Raw genomic sequence first — 20515 nt, 5'->3', positions numbered from 1 at the left:
GGGATGCGGCTTGAAGCCGACCGGGCAACCGCCCGATGCCTGGCAATCTAGGCTCGCCCCGGAGCGTTGCGAATCCCCGCTATCCGGCAGACATTCTTCCGCGTCGCGCACGAATCGGTGCCGGCGGTGACACCGCCGCCTCCCGCGCGAGGCTGGCAAAGCGCGTGCGCAGGCGCGGCAGCGCAAAGTCGACGAAGGCGCGCACCTTCGGCACCGATAGACGTCCATACGGCGTCACCAGATGGACCGGCACCGGCGGCGGTTCCGCCTCGGCAAGCACCACCTGCAGCAAGCCCTGCCGGATCTCCGACGCCACGTGATACGACAGCACACGGGTCACGCCGTGCCCGTCCACGGCCGAAGCCACGGCGGCATTGACATTGTTGACCGCCAGGCGCGGCACGAACGTCACCGCGTGCGGCACGGAGGAGCCGTCCTGGGGCGGGAAGGTCCAGGAGTCCTGTCCCATGTGTGCCATGGCGATGATCTGGTGCTTGCCCAGGTCGGACAGCTCGGCGATGCGCGGGTGCGTGGCGAGGTAGCGTGGCGACGCCACCACGACACGCCGCACCTCGCCGACCGGAAGTGCGACGAGCGAGGAATCCGGCAGATGCGTGATGCGCAGCGCCAGGTCCATGCCCTCCTCGATCAGGTTCACCGGGCGCTCCAGCAACTGCAGCCGCACGCTGACCGTGGGGAACTCCTCCATGAACGCGTCGACGATCGGACGCAACAGCTCGACGCCGGTGAACACGGTGGCAGAGATCGCCAGCACCCCGCGCGGCAGCGACCGCTCTCCGGCCGCCTGGCGGTCCGCCTCTTCCAGGTCCGTCAGCAGCTTCCGGCAGGCGAGCGCATAGCGTTCGCCCGCTTCGCTCAGCTTGAGAGAGCGCGTGGTCCGGTGCAGCAACGGCACGCCGACATGCGCCTCGAGGAAGGCAATGGCCCGGCTCACCGCGGCCGCCGAACGCCCGGTCCGCCGGCTCGCACCGGCCAGGCTGCCCTCGTCTAGCGCAGCGATGAAGACCTTCATGGCATCAATTCGGTCCACCGCTAACCCTCATCGCACAGCATCGGGATGGGGATCTTACGCGCATGCTCGGTCGGCCGGTCGCGCTGCGCGGGCCGGCTCGATATGTGCTGCACCGAACGCCTCGCGGCGCGACTCTTTGAGAGTCACGTGATGGCGGCTGATGTGAGGCCGGGACGGTCTGCTGGCTTCCCCCATCTCCAATGACCCACGACCCCTCGCCCCGATCAGCGGTTCGGGGATGCCAACTCAGTCGTCGCCCCAAGCGGTGATCGCTTGAGTGCGCGATCAAGCGTTGTCAGCCAAGGAGCTTCCACTACGGTCGTTTCCCCGGCTTATCGCCGCTCGGGCTTGGATGGGGCGCACCAGTACCGCCAACAGCCGAGGCGTTTGTCGCCGCCACAATGGCCCGGTTCACGGTGCCATAAAGCTCTTCCGAGAGGGGCTCGTATGTCGCCTGGTCTTCGTCTTCGAAGCCGAGGTCGTTCCATGACCCCATGCCACTCTCAAAGGATCCGAGCCGACCCTCAACGAGGTCTACAAGCCCCCCCCCGACAGCTGCACCTGGAATTCCCCAACCGACAGCAAAGCAGCTGAGAGAGAGAGTCCTTGGCTGGATAGGGCGCTCATCCCAGGCTCTTAACTGTGTCGCCAATTTCAGGATGGCCCACCAGCCCCGTCGCGTTTGAACACAGCTACTCACCGATACCGATCACTCTTAGGTGCACGACATTGATTTATATGCTTTTTTAGCGCCGGATCAACGGATGACATCGCTAAAAGGACAACGCCACTTGATGCGGCGGCATAGACTGCTCTAAGTTAAAAAGGCTAGAGGGTGTGCAGCAACAGAGTGCTGTACTCGGAATTTAAGCAGGACACACAGGGATCAAAGGAATGACGCGCTTGCCCGCAGCAACTGCGGCGTTTGTGCGTGTGGCGAGGACTAGGCACATTTTAGTTCGTGGCCTGATTGGCGCTTTATCGCTCGCGTGCGCGCAGTCGCTTCATGCGACATCTTCGTACGATTGCCTCATCGAACCGGCTGAGACGGTCGAGTTGGGCACCGCCGTGGGCGGCGTGCTCGATCACGTCTATGTCAAACGCGGTGACAGGGTCAAACAGGGGCAATTGTTGGCCGCCCTGGATTCGCGCGCCGAACAAGCGGCAGCGGCGTTGGCTCTCTATAAGTCGCGCTTGGCCGGCCCGACGGATCTGGCGCAGGCAAAGATAGAGTTCTCCACACGCAAGTTCCAACGCCGCCGTGATATGGCGGCCGACAAGCTCCTGCCACAGCAGGACAGCGATGACGCCGAAGCCGAGCTCAGGCAGGCCCAGGGCGAGCTCAAGACGGCGCAGGAAAACCGGGAAGTTGCCCGGTTGGAATACCTTCAGCAGCAAAGCCAGCTGGCTTTGCGTGTTGTCAAAAGCCCTTTCAGTGGCGTGGTCGTCGACGAGATGATCTGGCCCGGCGAAACGGTCGAGCCCGGCGCTGCAAAACACGCCATAGTAAAGCTGGCGCGACTCGACCCGTTGCGCGTCCGTGTGATCCTGCCGATGCAGGATTTCGGGCAGTTCACGCCGGGCATGAGCGCAACCATCGTGCCCGAGATCCAGCCGGGCAAAAGCTATAGCGCCAAAGTTTCCAGTGTCGATCCCACGATCGACGCCACGAGCGGGACTTTCGTCGTGTTTCTCGATCTGCCCAATCGCCGGTTCGATATGCCTTCGGGTGTGAAGTGCCGGGCGACTTTCGACACCACGCACTCAAAGCGCAAGACCAGTCCTTAGCATCCGGCATACCACTACGCGAGAGGCAACCGCCCTGCTCCGCGTAGCGGCTCGTATGAAGCGGATCAAAAAACAAGTCAACCGGCTTTAGGCGATACGCCTGCCAATTCAGGGGAACAACATGGAACAGTCCAACGGTAACGGCTCCGTGCAGGAGAGTGCGGACCGGGCAGAAGTCACCCTCACCGATGCCGCCGCCTCTCAGCAACCGGCCGTCCGTTTCGAAGCGCTGGAGCCGCGTGTTCTCCTATCCGGCGATATGAATCCCGCAGCGATCAGCATCAGTGGGTCGCTGGACCAGGCCGGGCAGCAGAATCACTATCAGTTCACAGTGACGGACACCAAGCGCGTGGTGTTCGACAGCCTCACCAATCGCGATGACATCCGTTGGACCCTGACTGGCCCGAACGGCCAGGTAACCAGTCAGGCGTTCGAATACACCGGCGGTGCACTCGACCTCGCCCCGGGCGCCTACAGCGTCACCGTCGACGGCGACGGCGGCGCCACGGGCACGTACGCCCTGCGCATCATCGACGCCGACACGGCAGTCGATCTGCAACCGGGTAGCAAGACGGCCGGAAGCCTCGCACAAGGCGATGAAACCAATGTCTATCGCTTCGACGCAACCGTCGGGCAGAAATTCTTCGTATCGGCAGACAGCATCACTGCGGCGTCTGGCTCGTCGTCGATCAGCTGGCGCCTCATCGATCCTTATGGCCGGCAGGAACAGTCCGGCGGGCTCGGTAGCAGCCCGAGCTCCTTTACCGCTCAATACGCGGGGCAATACCTCCTTTTGCTGGAAGGCGCTGCGCAAAATACAGCTCCAGTCGATTATTCGTTCGCGTTGACGCCGTTTGTCGATGTCGACGCTGCGCTCGGCCTAGGCCAGGTCGTCAATAATTCAGCAGGAAATCTTCCCGGCCAGGTCGCCAATTACCACTTCACGCTGGACCAGGCCACGTCGGTCCTGTTCGACAAGCTCGGCGGCAACGATTTTTACTGGTCGCTGACCGGTTCCCAGGGCCAGAGCACCACTACCTATACGGGATCAGATTATTACGACACGTCTGGCCTCAGTCTGGCCGCCGGCGACTACACGCTGACGATCGGAAGCGGCAGTGCATTCGGTGGCTATGCATTCCGCCTGCTTGACGAGAGCTCGGCCGCATCCCTGGATCTTGGTTCCCCCGTCGACGCCACGCTGACGAACAGCCGCAACACGGATCTGTACAAGGTCTCGCTGCAGCAGGGGCAGCGGCTGTACCTGGCGAGTACCCAGCCTGCCGGGTCGATCTCCTGGTCGTTGCTGGATGCCAATGGCCGGAATGTCGCGGGTGACAGTCTGGGCTACAGCACCGAAGCCTTCACGGTGCCCCAAAGCGGCGACTACTGGCTGGCGATGTCGGGCTATAACTACAACGCTGGCGCGAACATCGCCTACCACTTTGCGTTGAACCTTGTCCCCGACCTGGACGCCAGCATCGCGCTGGGCTCGACGACTACGGGCAGCGTCGCGCTCGCAGGCCAGCGGACCGTCTACAACTTCCAGCTGGCGCAGGCCACGCAACTGGCGTTCGATGCCTTGACCAGCCGCTCCGACCTGCTCTGGTCACTGCGTGGTCCGCGCGGGCTGGAGATCGACCATCGCGGGTTCAACCAGAGCGTCCAGGCCACGATCAGCGCCCTGCCCGCCGGTGACTACACGCTCACTGTCGAGGGCAGCAACAGCGCGGTGGGCAACTACGCCTTCATCCTGCAAGACCTTGGTGCAGCTCCGCTGGAGCAACTCGGTGCCGCCCTCAGCGGCACCCTGAACCCCGGCGACGGCAGTGTGACTTATCGCTTTGCCGCACAGGCCGGCGACAGCCTGCAACTGCAGGACAACACCGTCAGCGCAGGTCATGCCAGCTGGCGATTAATCGACCCTTATGGGCGCGATGTGAGCGGCTCCCAGGATCTGGCCGGCAACACGGCTGCCCTTGCGGCGTCGGTCGATGGCACTTACACCCTGCTGATCGAGGGTGCCATCGGCAACACAGCGCCGCTGGATTTCGCGGCCCGGTTGAACAAGGTTGGGCATACCGATCCGGCGCCGCTGCCCGATGGCGATGCCCTGCCCCTGGGGCGGGTGGCCGCCGGCGCGTTATCGGCCTGGAACGAGACCAAGGTCTACCGGTTTTCCCTGTCCGCCGAAACCACCCTCGCATTCGATGGGCAGACCAGCTCGTCAACAGTCTGGACCTTGGTGGGGCCTCGCGGCACGGAGGTCAGCCAGCAATATGCCTACCAGAACAACGTCCTGAGGCTGCCGGCCGGCGATTACGTGCTGACCCTGCAGGGGGCATATGCGTCCTGGGCTTACAACGGCGGCTCGTACGCTTTCCAGCTGGTCGACTTGGCCTCGTTCCCGCCGCTTCAGCCCGGCCAGCCCACGACCGCAACTCGCTCACCGGCGAGCTCGACTGTGGGATATCGCATCGAAGCCACCGCCGGAAAATCGCTGGTGCTCAATGTGGACTCGCAGGGCGGTGGGTACTACAGCGGCTCGACTTGGTCCCTGATCGACGAGTTCGGACATTCGGTAGGCACGATTTCCGGTGACAACCCCGGCACCATTTTCGACATCACGCACACCGGCACATACACCTTGCTCGACACCGGGCGCATAGGTGCGACCGGTAGCGCGAACGACACGTTCACCATCAGCGAGGCCGAGCAGTCGTCTGCGTCGCTAGCTTTCAACGACGTGGTAACCGGCACCTTGAACGGGCGCCAAAGCACTGCGCTGTACAGCTTGGATGTAAGCCAGCCTACCCCGGTGGTATTCACTACGCTTTTCGGCGCCGACGGTATTCCTTCCAACGTGCAATGGCAGCTACGCGGGCCACAGGGGAATGTAACGGGCTGGAACAACCTGATATCCGACAACTGCACGCTGTGCGCCCCCGGCCACTACACGCTGGTGCTGCGCAACGTCAACGACAACCCGGCGACCTTCCATTTCCGGCTGATGGACAGGAATGCGGGTTCGGACATCGCCCTCGGTGAGCAAACCAGCTTTTCCATTCCAGCCTGCCAGAGCCAGATCTTCCGCTTTGATGCGGATGCCGGTGACCACCTCTATTTCCATGGTGGGCAAGGCACCAACCGCTACTGGCGGCTCATCGACCCGCGCGGTCAGGTCGTTCGCGGCGGATACACCAATTACGACTACATAGACGTCACTGCCAGCATCGGTGGTGAATATCTCTTGGTGCTGTCTCCCTCCGATTGGTCGAACGCCGCCACAAACGGCACGTTCACGGTGGGCAGGGAGGACTCCGTTACTGCGCCCCTGACGCTGGGCGAAGATGTGGCCGGTGAAATCGCCGCACCCGGCCAAAGCATCCAGTACAGCTTTACGCTGACGGCACCCACGACATTGCTGATGAATCCTGCGCCGCAGGATTCCTTCCGCTGGAGCCTGACCGGTCCGCGGGGGGCGGAGGTGTCCTCCCGTTACTTCAGCAACGGTGTCTATGCAAACACGTTGCCCGCGGGCATCTACACGCTGACGGTCAACAGCGGCGACTTGGGCACCGGAAGTTTCGCCTTCACCCTTACCGACATGGACGCCATGGCGGCCCTGCCCTTTGGTGAGCCGGCCACGACCACTGCCGTTGCCGCAGGCGAAGCCCGCCCGACTTTCGTCCTGGATGTATCTGCAGAGGGTGACTACGTCATCGACGTGCCGTCCTCGACGTATTACACACCGCGGTGGAGCCTCATCGATGCACTGGGACATTCGCGGGCGAGTTCTTACCGCACCTCGGACGCCCTTCATCTTACCCAGGGCAGGTATGCGCTGGTCTGGGACAGTTACTACTACGACGCGGACATACCCGCGACCGCTTTCATTCCGCTATCCATCACCACGACCCGGCAGGCCCTCGTCCCGGGTGCCAAGGTCAGTGGCGAAATTACGGCCCCGGGCCAGCGTTTCGAATACGACTTCGCCATCGATGCACCGACACGCGCGATCTTCGACAGCCTGTCCAGCCGCAGCGACATCACCTGGCAACTGTCCGGCCCCGGTGGCCAGGTTGTCGCCAGTACGGCGTTCAGTCAGACCGTCGACAATGGCGCGCTCGACAGGATCCAACTGGCGGACATCGGCCAATACCGGCTGATCGTGACACCGGTCGATGCCGCAGTCGGCACCTTCGCGTTCAACTTGCTGACCTATGCCACGGCACCGGCACTGACGCTGGATGCGCCGCAATCGCTCAGTCTCGATCCCGGCAACGGCACAGCCATCTACCGGGTCGACGGCAACGCGGGCGATTACCTGAGCGTGGACGTGTCGAGCATCGCCGACGGCCAAGCCAGTGCATGGCTGCTCGACGACAACGGTGTACGCGTGCAACCGCCCGTCCTGTGGACGGCGGCAGGAAAGTTGCGCCTTGCCCTGCCCCATGCGGGAAGCTATGTCCTCGTGATCGAAGGGGCGCCTGACAACACGGTGCCGGTGGGCATCGCGTTAGAGGCATCGGTGGTCTCGCCCAGGTACGGCACGCTGGCGCTGGGTGATGACGTGTCGGGCAGCACGACGGCCACGGGCATTCCCGACCAGTGGACATTCTCGGCAAGTACTCCGTCACGGTTGCTCGTCGACGGCCTGGCTGGGCTCGACCAGCGATGGACCGTGCGCGCTGCCGACGGCGCGGTGGTCTCGTCCGGACGACTCGCCGACGCGACTCCCATTGTGCTCGGCCCGGGTGTCTACACCCTGGAGATCCAGGCGGAGGACCCGGCTGCACTGGGTGCCTACGGTTTCAGCTTGCGCGATCTGTCCGACGTCGCGACCTTGACGTTAGGGCAAGCGACGGTTGCCAATGTCGCTGACGCACATGCGCAGGTGTACCGCGTCACCAGCTCCATCGAACTGGCCGACCTGGCGCTCGCGGCCAGCACGGCAGCGGACGGCGGCGCGTCGATCCGCGTCTTCGATGCGCAGGGCCAGCTTGTCGCATCCGGCGCGGCCTCGCTCAGTGCGCTGGCCATCGGCGAGGGCATCGACGCCGACGTGGAGCGACTGATCGTCATCGACGGCGGCAATCCTGCGACGTACTCCATCACCGTCAACCAGTCGGCAGCAAACCGACCCAAGGTCGATCTTGGCGCAAACATCCAAGGCACCCTGGCGCACGCCGGCGACAAAGCGGTCTGGCACCTCACGGTACCGCACGCGCAATCGCTGCCTGTCGACATACTGCTGCGCGATCTTGGGTCGACCGGCATCCACTGGCGACTGACTGCGGCCGGCCAGAGTGCCACGAACGCCTGGAGCGACCAGGACGCAACGGCATACGGTTGGGTCCCCGGCGTCGGCGACTACGTGCTGACGATCGAGGCCACTGCCGACGCCGCCAGCTATTCGCTGCAGGCCAACGACAGCTCGCTCGCGCCGCTGCTCGTGGACGGCAAGGCAACCGGTTCGGTTTCCGATCAGCAGGCTGCCATTTATCGCTACGACCACACGCAGCCGGGAGCGATGCATATCGCGTTTGCCGGCGCCGACAGCGCCGGCCTGGCCTGGACCCTGTACGCCAGCCAGGGGCAGTGGGTGGCCAGCGGCGTCGGCTCAGTGGCCGCCGACACGGCTCTGCTCGACAGCGGCGTCTACACCCTCGTCGCCACGCGCGCGGCCACCGATCCGGGAACCGCCGCGTTCGACGTCGCGATCAATGCCCTGGCGCTTCCGCAAATGACGTTGAACGACGTCGTTTCCGGCACGCTGGGTTCCGCCGAATCGCTGGCCGTGTACCGACTGCACCTGCCGCTCACAAGCGAGCTGGCCCTCTTCGACGCAGGCTCCAACGGTGGCATGCGCTACAAACTGGTCGCGGCGGGAGGGCAGTCCGACTGGAGCTGGCTGTCGAACAGCAATACGGGCACGCAAGGCAATCTCGCCGTGCAGTCATGGGTCGCCGGCGATTACTACCTCTACGTCCAGGGCAGCCCAGGCGACAACTATGCCCTGCAACTGATCGATATCCAGGAAACGCCTCCCGTCGGCGATAGCGAAGCCACCGGCACATTGACGGGTCGTGAAACGGCGATCTACCACTTCGACGTCGCCACCGGATATGGGTTGCACATCCACCTTGGCGATGGCGGCGATGGCAGCGCGGTGGGTTTGCGCCTGCTCAATGCAAGCCACGCCATCGTGGCATCCGCTGGTCAGGGCGGCGATTTCGATACCGATACCTTGCCCGCCGGCACCTACACCCTGCTGGTCACGGGCCAGGTCAGCGACAGCAGCGACGTGTCCTATACCGTCTCTGCTGCGGCACACGTGCCCCCGGCATGCGCGCTGGGCGAAGTGCTCAGCGGAACGCTCGATACCTACAACAGGCACAACAGCTATCGCCTGAGCGTGTCGCAGGGGGCGACCATCGCCCTGTGTGACAGCTACGGCGAGTCCGGCTCCGTCCAGGTGGATATCCTGCAAGGCGGTCAGGTGTATCGCAGCTATGCCGGGCAGCAAGCACCGTATCTCGATCCCATCGTATTGCCGCCGGGCGAATACGACATCCGTTTCAGCAGCTACTACGCCGGCCAGAGTTATCGATTCAAAATCCTCGACTTCAGTGAGGCGCCGGCGCTGCCCGCGACCGCCGTTGCTGGCAGCTTGGCCGCCGACCAAGACCCGGTGGTCTACAAGTTCCACAGCGACGGGCTGGCACCGGTGTCGTTGGGCGTTGCAACGGCCAATGCAAACGACATCCGCTGGTCTCTCTACGATCCCAGCCACTATCGCTACCTGACCGACTGGGCGAATGGCCCCGGCGTGCGCGTACTGCCCAGCGGCGACTACACCCTGGTCGCATTTCGCACGAACAAGGGCGATACCCCACTCGATTACACCGTCTCGGCTGCCCCCCTCCCCGTTCCCTCAACGGACCTGGTGGTCGGCCAGAGCTACACCGCCTCACTCGATCCGGCGGACAGGCTCCGAAGCGACTACACCTTCACGCTGACCGAACCCGGCCGGCTGAAGCTGGTTTCCCCGAACGAAACGAGCGGTTACATCCGTTATCGGCTCGTCGACGAGAGCGGCCAGACGCTGTTCGACTCGGCCATGAACTACTACTCGGGTATCCCGGTCGCACTCGCGGCAGGCAAGTACACGCTGTCCTTCGGCGACTTCAACAACAACTACGGCAGCGGTTCGCCTTTCACCTTCGATTTCCGCCTCGCCGATGCCGATGCAAGCCAGGAACTTCCGGTCGGTACAAGCGCGACGGTTACGCTGCAGTCGAGCTCGGACGTCCAGTTGCTGAAGCTGTCGGGCACCGCCGGTGACGTGATCGACCTCTCGTCCACCAGCAGCGTATCGACGTGGGGCTACTGGCAGGTGATCGATGCCGACAACGACGTCGTCGCCAGCAGCAACACCAACGGTGGCGAGGCGACGTTCACACTTAAGCAAACCGGCACATACCTGCTGATGGCGTACGCCGGCCAGGCAACCCAGCTGGTTTTCAATGCGACCAAAGTAGTCCAGACGACCACGCCGGCACCGACGCCGGTGTCGACCACGGCGCTGGTCCCGGGCACCGGGGTCACCGACGCCATTGCCGCAGGCACCAGCAAGGCCTACACCTTCACCCTCGCCTCGGACACCCTGGTGTCCCTGAAGGGCACCGCCAACAACTACGGCGCGTCCTGGGAACTTCGCAATGCCTCAGGCGTGGTGCTCAGCGGTCAGTTCGACTATGCGGACACCGCGGATACGCTCGATGCGCAGGCGCTCGCCGCGGGGGATTACCAGCTCTTCGTCAGTGCCGACAACGACCTCGGCGTCGACTTCGTCCTGGCCACGCAGGCCAATGCCACCGGGATCCCGTCCGACAGCGCCAGCTTCGACGTCCCGCCGGGCATCTACGCGCTGCCACTGTCCGCCGGCCAGGACTATTACCTGTCCGGCTCGCCGGACATGCGGTATGTGCTGTATCGCCCCGACCTGACTTTGGACCGTTCCGGCTCCTTCAACCTCTATTACAACACGGGATCGAACCAGGGCTTGGTTTCCGCCGACCCATCGGGTTCTGACGGAAGCTTCGCCATCCATCTGCATCCCGATGCCGACGGCACCTGGTACCTGGTCAGCTTCAACAGGGTCGGCAGCTACGACCCATCCGGCTACATGCAGGCTTCCGCGGGTGCGGTGCACTTCACGCCGGCAACCGCGATTACGCTAGACAGCCCCCTCACCGGGACCGTCCAGCCGGGCAACGTGATTGCCGAACACACGCTGGACCTGAGTGCGAATCAAGACGTCTATTTCAGCGCCGATGCCAGCGCGCGGGTCGCCATCCACATCACCGGGGACAACCTGGACCAGCTGTTCTGGGCGGGTGGCTACAGCAGCGACCTTGCGCAGTTCGTGCATCTGGCTGCGGGCAGCTATCACATCGAGGTCGCCGACGCCGACGACGTCGGTTACTACTACGGCGGTGGGGGCGGCGGATATATCGCTGCCCCGCAGGCGGTGTCCGCTGACAGCACGACTGGCGCGATTTCCTACACGCTGTCGCTGGTTGCCCTGGATGACGCGCCGTTGCTGGCGGCCAATGCCCCGGCAAGCGCGGACCTGGCTCCTGGCCAGACAATGGCCTGGCGCGTGCAAGCTGCAGCCGGCCAGCAGCTCTACGTCATTCCACAAGACAACAACGTCGACTCCGGTTGGAGGCTGCTCGACAGCGCGGGGGTGGTGGTCGCCAGCGGTAGTGCTGATTGGACCGTGCGGGTTCCGGCCTTCGAGACCGATGGCACTTATTACCTGGTCTGGGGCCGGGCTGCCGACAGCACCGGCAGTTCGACACTCGGATTCCGCCTGCTCGATATCTCGGCGCAGACACCCGCGCCGTTCCAGGTGGGCGATCTGCTGCACTTCGACACGGCGACCACGGACAGTGCGGTCTACAGCCTCACCCTCGACCACCCGATGCAGTTGTTGCTCAACCCGGCGCACGCCGGCAACGACAGCTTCTACTGGTGGCTGACAGGCGCTCAAACCGACGCCGAGGGCGACTCCTACGGACCGCAGCTGATCGAGCTGGACGCCGGGACCTACACCCTCACCGTGGCCGCGGCGACCGGCAGCACGGAGCCGTTCGACCTGCAGACGCTCGATGCGCAGCAGGCGATCCCGGTGGAGCAGGACAGCAGCATCACCGGCCAGGTCACGCCCGGCGGCACGATGATCTACAGCTTCGACGCACTCTCCGGCGACACACTGAATTACGACCCGACCGATATCGGTTTGCTCGGTGGCAACTGGACCTTGCTCGGCCCGGATGGTCAGTTTGTCAGTACCGGTGACATTGCAGGCGCCGGCAGCCTGACCGCGCCATGGGCTGGCCGTTACCTGCTGGTATGGCGTACCGATGCGGGCACAGATGCCACCCCGGTCACGTTCGGCTTTGCGCTCAATCGCTCGCACATCGACGTGGGTACGTATTTCCAGAGCTACGGCTCACAAAATTTCGACTTTACGGTGTCGTCGCCGACGCGGGCCATGCTGGACGTCGCCCAGGGCAACTACTCGTTTGGTTGGAACATCACCCGGGATGGACAAGTCGTCGCCTCCGGCGACAAGTGGAGTAGCGATCCGGCCAGCGGCGGCCCGCTGCTTGATCTGGCGACCGGCAAGTACACGCTGCATTTAACAGGCGTTTCCGGAACCCTACGTTTGCGCCTGATGGATCTTGCAGGTGCGACCGCGATCGAACCGGGCGTATCTGTCAACGACAATGAAGTGCCCGGCGAAGCAAAGCTCTATCGCTTCGACGCCAAGGCGGGGGACAAGCTCACGCTCGAGGCCACCGGCAGCGGGCTGGTCTGGAGCCTGTACGACGCCTTCGGCCGATTCATCAAACGGGTGGAGGCGCCGGTCTTCCCGCTACCGCGCGACGGGTCGTACTACTTGACCTGCGATAGCAGCAACTATCAGTCGGCAGTGCCCTACACGCTGAAGGTATCGCTCGATCGAGAACTCGACACGCTGGTGGTCGGCCAGATCACCAGCGGCACGTTTGGTGAGGATGGACGGGTCAGTTACCACCTCGATTTGGCAGACGCGTCCACCCTGTGGCTTCAGCCCACCGGCGACACCTCCAATCTGTGCGTCGACATCTACGATGCCAACGGCACCCTGGTCTATGCCGCCGACGAATCGGACCCCGCTCGTCCGCTGGTCGCGTTGGACGCAGGCAGCTATACGGTCAGGTTCGGTCACGCCAACGGCGATGCCGACCCGGGGACTTTCAGTGTTTTCCTGGGCGACGCGGGCATGGCGCCAGCACTGGTCGGCGGCGCCATCACCAGTGGGAGCTATCCGCAGAGTGCGACCGCATCCCTGTATCAGTTCGACCTCGCACAAGCAGGGAGCTTCACATACCAGTACATCGACGGCTCTTACGCTTCGTATGCCCGTTGGCGGCTCTACTCGCCTTACGGCAAGTTGATTGCGTCTGGGGCTGGTTCCCAGACGGCTCCTCCCCTGGCGCTGGATGCCGGCCATTATCTTCTGGCCATCGACAACGCCTACTCTTATTCATGGGCAACCCCGAATTTCCGCTTCGTGGCTGATACCGCAGCGGTTTCCCTGTCGCTGAATACTGTGGTTTCGGGAACCACACCGGTACAGGGCCTGCGCGTCCACTACGCCTTGCATCTCGACGCCGACAGTCGACTGGTGTTTGACAGTCTCGTTTACAACGACACGCACTGGCAGTTGGAGGGCCCCCAGGGGAGCGTGGCCGGCAACAGTTTCTATAATGACGATGTTCGTGACATTCCTGCCGGCGACTACGTGCTGAGCGTGTGGGCCAGCCAGGCCCTGCCGTATTCGTTCCGCGTTCTCGATATCAGCAATGCAACTGATGTCGTGCCGGGCACACCCATGACCGTGCAGGTTGATCCGGGCAATGAAACGCAGTTGTACCGTCTCCCTATCGAAGCGGGTTCAAGCTATTTTCTCGATGCGCTGACGGCCCTCAACTCCTCCGGTTACACGGCCCAGTGGTATCTGCTGGATCCGCTGGGACGCACTGTCTTTAGCGCCAGGTACGCGAACTCCAGTGTCGACCTGAACAATCTTGCAGTTGGCGGTGACTACACGCTCGTAGTTTCGGTCCCGAATTACGAGACGGATCCACTACGCCCGTTCACCTTCAACCTGACCAAGTTGCCTGCCAGTCCGCCCCAGGATGTGGGAACCATCGGCACCACGTTCGCCCCCGATCTTTCCGTCAACAACGTCAGCATCACCCCCGCCGGCGACCTCTCGACCGGCCAGCTGGTGGACGTGCAGTGGGTGCTGGAAAACCGCGGCAACGCGGCAACCAGCCAAAGCTGGAACGACCGCGTGATCGTGCGCAACACCGATACCGGTGCGGTCCTGCTCGACACCGTGGTGCCCTACGACGGCATCGGCACACCGCTGGGCATCGGCGCGGCGATCACGCGCCATCTGCAGCTGCATCTGCCCGACGGCACCGCAGCGGCCGGCAACATCAGCATCACCGTGCTGGCCGACTCGGACAACGTCCTGCGCGAGTTCAGTGCTAACGGCAACGCGGAGAAAAACAACGTCGGCGTCCTCTCCACGCAGGTCAAGCTGGCGCCTTATGCCGACCTCACCGTAGGGAACGTGCGCCTGCAGCCGGCCGGTGATTTCCAGCCAGGCCAGACCGTGTCGGTGGACTGGACCGTCACCAACCAGGGCGCCGCTGCGGTGATCGTGCCGTGGAGCGAAAAGTTCGAGTTGCGCAACCTGTCCACCGGCCGCGTGGTCGCCACCTTCAGCGTGCGCGACCTGCTCGACGCGGGCGCGCTGGAAAGCGGTGCCAGCCGCGACCGGCATGGCAGCTTCGTGTGGCCGAGCGGCATCGACGCGTCCGGCCGCTTCTCCCTGCGCGTGATCGCCGACAGCCTGGGCGAGGTGCCCGAGGCGAACACACAGGGCACCGGGGAAAGCAACAACACGGCTACCTCCACGCTGACGGCCGGCCCGGACCTGCAGGTGAAGAACCTGCAGATCACCACCACCGACGTGAAGGCGGGCGGCCTGGTCACGATCAGCTGGGAAGACTGGAACACCGGCACCGGCGCAACCGCCCTCGGCTTCAGCGACCGCATCACGGTCACCCGTGCGGACTCGGGCTTGCTGCTACTCGACACCAGCCTGCTGTATGACCCGCAGGCCGTGATCGACGGACAAGCCAACGGCCCGATCGGCACGGGCGAGCATCGCCTGCGCAGCTTCACCTTCCGTCTGCCCGATGGCTTGAAGGGCACGGGCGATCTGGCCATCACGGTTGCCACCGACCAGAACACCGCCGGTCTTGGCGTGCTGTACGAAACCAATCTCGACGGCACCGCCGAGGACAACAACACGGCCAATGCCAGCCTGACTTCCGCGGCGGTTGCCTACGCCGACCTGGCCGTCAGCAACGTGGTGTCGCCTGCCACCGCCATGGGCGGCACGCAGATCAAGGTCAGCTGGGACGTCAAGAACACCGGACAGGCCGCCACCGCGGATGCCTGGACCGACCACATCATCCTGAGCACCGATGCAACCATCGGCAACGGTGACGACATCGTCATCGGCAGCGTGCGGCACACCGGCGTCCTGGGCGTGGGTGAAGGCTATTCGCAGGCGCTCATGGCCACCTTGCCCGGGTTGCCCGACGGGCGCTACTACATCGCCATCCGCAGCGACGCCAACGGCGAGGTGCTGGAGCCGGATACGCGCGGAGACAGCACCAGCGCCGCGCAACCGATCGTGCTGGCTGCCGCCTACGCGGACCTCGGCGTGGTCTCCGTCACCGCTCCGGCAACCGCCTTGAGCGGCGAGAGCGTCCGCGTGACCTGGCAGGTCAGCAACAGTGGCAACTCCGCAACCAACCTGGCGTTGTGGAACGACCGCGTCGTGCTTTCGCGTACCGGCGTGCCCTCGTCTTCGGACATCATCCTGGCCGGCTCGGTGACGCACGCGGGCTACCTGGCGGTGGGCGACAGCTATACCGCGAGCGCCACGCTGACCCTGCCGCGCGACCTGGTCGGCGACTACTACATCCTGGTCTACACCAACCTCAACAACGTGGTCGACGAAAACGGCCGCAACGGGAACAACAACGCCCACAGCCAGTTGCTGAAGATCTCGCTCTCGCCCTCGGCCAACCTCACGGTGACCGACATCAGCGGACCGGCCGACGCACGGCCTGGCGACAACGTCAGCCTGACCTATGTGGCCCACAACCTCGGCAACGCCGATGTCCCCGGCACCTGGCGCGACCGCATCTTCCTGGAGAACAGCAACGGGCAGCGGTTCGAGGTAGCCAATCGCTTCTACACCGACGGCCTCGCCGCCGGTGCCAGCGCCACACGGAGCGTGAGCTTCACCCTGCCCGCCACCTTTGCGGAAGGCAGCTATACCTGGGTGGTCAGTACCGATACCGACGACACCGTCTACGAGCGCGATGCGGAGGGCGACAACCTTGCACGGGGCGCGACCGCCCTTACCGTCGCCCGTCCGGACCTCGCCGTGAGCACGGTGACCGGCCCCGGCCTGGCCCAGTCCGGCTCGACCATCCACGTCGACTGGACCGTCACCAACCACGGTGGTCTCGCCTCCACTGGCTGGGTGGATCGCGTCTATGTCTCGCGCAGCGGCGTGCTCACGCTGTTTGGCGAAGTGGCACATGCCGGCCCGCTGGAAACAGGCGCCAGCTACACCGCCGGTGCCGACCTTGCCCTGCCGCTTGGCTACGACGGCGAATACACCATCGTCGTGGTCACCGACGCGACCCGGAGACTGGACGAGCACTCCCGCACTGACGACACCGGCCAACAGGCGCTGACGGTGCAACTGGCGCCCCACGCTGATCTTGTCGTGGGCGCTGTGCAGGCGCCGACCACCCTGATCGCCGATCCTGCCACGTTGGACGTCAGCTGGACGGTAACCAACAACGGCACCGGTGCAGGCGATTCATCGCAATGGACCGATCGGGTGGTGCTGTCGACCGACGACGTGCTCGGCAACGGCGACGACAAGGTCATCGGCGAAGTCGCGCATGACGGTTCACTCGCCGTCGGTGCGAGCTACCAGCAGCAGCTCAGCGTAATGCTGCCGCCGGGGACCAGCGGCCGCTACAAGCTGTTCGTGGTGGCTGATGCGACCCATCAGGTTTTCCAGAACGGCAGCACGGCCAACGACACGCTCATGCTCGACCATACCGTCGACGTGATGCCGCAGCCGTATGCCGACCTACAGGTACAGTCGGTCACCACCCAGGGCAATGCGACCAGCGGCCAGCCGCTGGCGATCAACTGGACCGTGGTCAACAACGGCATCGGGATTACCAGCGCGGGGTCTTGGGACGACAGCGTCGTCCTGAGCCGCGACGCCGCCGGCACCCAGGTCATCGCCAACCTTGGGCACGCGGAGCATATCGGTGCGCTCGCCGTCGGTGACAGCTACAACGCCGGCATCACCGCCACGCTGCCGAATGGCCTGCAGGGCGACTACTACGTCATCGTGCGCACCAACACCGGTGCCAGTGCATTCGAATTCGTATACGGCAATAACAACACCGGCAACGCCGCCGTGCCGGTGACGCTGGCACCCTCGCCCGATCTCGTCGTGCAATCGATTACGGTCCCGCCGACGGCCCAGGAGGGCGGCCTGTTCGATGTAACCTGGTCGGTCTCCAACCAGGGGCAGGCTGTCGCCGGGGGCGTCTGGACCGATACCGTGGTCCTCGTACCGGCATCCGGTACCGGAGCCTCGATCACGCTGGGAAGCTTCAGATACGTGGGCGGCCTAGCCGCCGGCATCAGCTACACGCGCACCGAGGAATTGCGCCTGCCGCAGCGTATCCAGGGTCTGTACCGCGTGCAGATCGTCACGGACGCGAACCGTGCGCTGTACGAGTACGGTGCGGCGGCGCAGAACAACACGCTGCTGTCGACCGACACCACCGAAGTGAGCCTGAATCCGCGCCCCGACCTGCAGGTCGGCGATGTCACCGTGCCCGACCATGTCGCGGCCGGCACCTCGGCGGCGATCCAGTACAGCATCATCAACCAAGGCTCGCTCGCTGCCAGCGGGCACTGGAAGGACAAGGTCTACCTGTCGCTCGACGGCACGCTCAGCGGCGACGACGTGCTGGTGGGTACCTACGACAACGCAAGCGCCCTGGCTCCGACGGAGAGCTACTCCAACACCAGTGCGATGATCAACATCCCGATCCAGTATCGCGGCGACGCATACCTGATCGTGGTCGCCGACGGCAATTACCAGGTCGACGAATACCCGAACGACAACAATAACGCGAAGGCCGTGCACTTCTACGTCGATCCGGTGCCGTTCGGCGACCTGGTCACCGGCGACGTCGCTGCGCCGGATCAGGCATCGCACGGCTCGACGATCAACGTGCAGTACAAGGTCAGCAACCTGGGCAGCGCGACGACGCAGGGCCGCAGCGCCGACGTCAACAGCTGGACCGACTCGATCTGGCTATCCAAGGACAAGACCCGCCCGGACCCGGCCAAGGGCGACATCCTGCTCAGCTCGGTAACCCATACCGGCAATCTGGTGGTCGGCGACAGCTATCTGGGGAATATCCAGATCACGCTGCCCGACAGCGTCCTCAGCGGCCAGTACTACATCACCGTCTGGAGCGACACCTACGACGCCATCCTCGAAGACACGCTGGCCAGCAACATCAATCCGGACGACCCGGCCCAGGTCGACAACAACAACTACAAGGCGCGCCAGATCGACGTGCTGGGCATCACGCCGCCCGACCTTGCCGTCACCCAGGTCAACGCGCCGCTGACCGCCGATGCCGCAGGCAACTACAGCTTCGACTACACCGTGCAGAACCAGGGCGACGCGTTCACCGGGCAGTGGACCGATGCCGTCTACGTTGCCGACAACCCCGATCTGGACAAGGCCACTAGTGTCTGGATGATCGGCAGTTACGCGCAGAATCGATCGCTCGGCTACGGCCAGAGCTACTCGGTTTCGCAGACCGTCAATCTCGCCCCGTCGGTCAAGGGCCGCTACCTCGTGGTCAAGAGCGACGCCTACGTGGCGAGTTCGCCGTCGGACGGCGACGTCGGCCACATCCATGAAGTTAGCGAGAGCAACAACAGCCTCTCCGCTGCTTCCGTCGTAACCGACCATCCGTCCGATCTGCAGGTCACCTCGGTCGTCACCCAGCCGCAGAATTTCTCCGGCGAACCGACCCCGATCAGCTGGACCGTCACCAATCGGGGCGAAGCGGTGTGGTCAGGCACGCAAGGCTGGATCGACTCCGTCTACATCAGCACCGATCCGACCTTTATCCCCAGTAGGGCCATCCGGCTGGGCGCCGTCGCCCACTACAACACTAGCGGACTGGCTGCTGGTGCCAGCTACACCACCACGGCCAACTTCACATTGCCGCCGGGCACCGACGGAGCCTATTACATCTACGTCATCACCGACTCTGAGCATAGCGTCGACTCGCTCGCATCGAATGACGCCAACCGACCCAACGCGCAGAGCGAACTGCTCACGGGCGATCACACCAACACCCAGGGTCAGGTGTGGTACCGGACCAGCGCCTATGAAGCCGCGGCGAACAACAACAACCTGGGTCAGGGGAACTTGTCGATCACCTACCGGGAACCGGATCTGCAGATCGGCAACATCACCATCTCCGATCCCAATCCCACATCCGGTGAACAGGTCACCGTGACCTGGACCGCCACCAATCAGGGCACACGGGCCACCCGCACCAACGTCTGGAGCGACGGCGTCTACCTGTCGCGCGACGACTCCCTCGATCCGAGCGACTACCCGTTGATTGCCGGTGGCTGGGACAACCCGGGACGCGTGAAGACGGTCGTCCTGACCAATCCGGACGGCACGCCGCGCTATCTGCAACCGGGCGAGTCTTACACCGAGTCGGCCACCTTCACCCTGCCGCAGTCGATCAGTGGCGACTTCCATGTAATCGTCAAGACTGACACCTCCACGGCCAAAGACTGGTCCTACGACACCGTTAGCACCATTCGCGCCGGTCTGGACGTGGTGCAGGGGGCTGGACCGGGTGCTGTCCAGGAATTCCAGGACGAAGGCAATAACGTTGCGTCCATCGCCCTGCCGATCACCCTGGCAACGCCGCCTGACCTGCAGGTGTCGCAAGTCTCTGCACCGGTGTCCGCGGTGGCGGGTCAGGCGTTCAACGTGGTTTATACGGTCAACAACGCGGGCGGGGATACGCCCAGCGACCAAGGCCACTGGCGGGACCTGATCTATCTCTCGAAAGATCGCAACCTGGACGTCACCAAGGACCACTACCTGGGCTATCTGGACCACAACGGTGGTCTGGTGGCCGGCGGCAGCTACGACGGCACGTTCACGGTGAACGCACCGGGCGACCTCAGCGGCCCTTACTACGTCTTCGTGATTACCGATCCGGCGCGCGCGTTCGGCAGCGGCGCATCGGGCGACGTGCTGGAGTTCGGCAATGACAACAACAACGCGACCGCTGCAGCGCAGCCGATGCTGGTCGAGACGCCGCCGCCGGCCGACCTCAAGGTTTCGGGCGTCAACGTGCCCGCCAGCGCGAACGTCAGCGACCCGGTGAG

Annotated in this window: 2 protein-coding genes and 1 pseudogene (1 of these 3 running past the window's edge); 2 read left to right on the top strand and 1 reads right to left on the bottom strand. The window is 64.1% G+C overall.

Annotated features, from left to right (window positions below; all coding sequences use genetic code 11):
• Nucleotides 1-79: 79 nt before the first annotated feature.
• Nucleotides 80-1033: a LysR family transcriptional regulator gene (locus ISP17_RS13250; RefSeq protein WP_404633868.1), complete on the bottom strand. Its 954-nt coding sequence runs from the start codon at nucleotides 1031-1033 to the stop codon at nucleotides 80-82.
• An 894-nt stretch (nucleotides 1034-1927) separates the two neighbouring features.
• Here ISP17_RS13250 and ISP17_RS13245 point away from each other — a divergent pair.
• Together ISP17_RS13245 and ISP17_RS13240 are read left to right on the top strand one after the other, a co-directional pair.
• The gene (locus ISP17_RS13245; RefSeq protein WP_404633866.1) at nucleotides 1928-2821 is read left to right on the top strand and encodes an efflux RND transporter periplasmic adaptor subunit; all 894 of its coding nucleotides are present in this window, start codon (nucleotides 1928-1930) and stop codon (nucleotides 2819-2821) included.
• 121 nt (nucleotides 2822-2942) lie between these two features.
• Nucleotides 2943-20515, top strand: a pseudogene (locus tag ISP17_RS13240) (CARDB domain-containing protein); its annotated part runs 15922 nt beyond the window's last position; the annotation flags it as partial.

The organism is Dyella ginsengisoli (genome assembly GCF_044904665.1).
Lineage (GTDB): Bacteria > Pseudomonadota > Gammaproteobacteria > Xanthomonadales > Rhodanobacteraceae > Dyella_A > Dyella_A ginsengisoli.
The sequence above is the reverse complement of the archived record's forward strand: the minus strand, read 5'-3'. Positions and strand labels throughout refer to the sequence as shown.

Coding starts and splice junctions, on each gene's coding strand:
- ISP17_RS13250 (WP_404633868.1), bottom strand. CDS start 1,033: ATGAAGGTCTTCATCGCTGCGCTAGACGAGGGCAGCCTGGCCGGTGCG.
- ISP17_RS13245 (WP_404633866.1), top strand. CDS start 1,928: ATGACGCGCTTGCCCGCAGCAACTGCGGCGTTTGTGCGTGTGGCGAGG.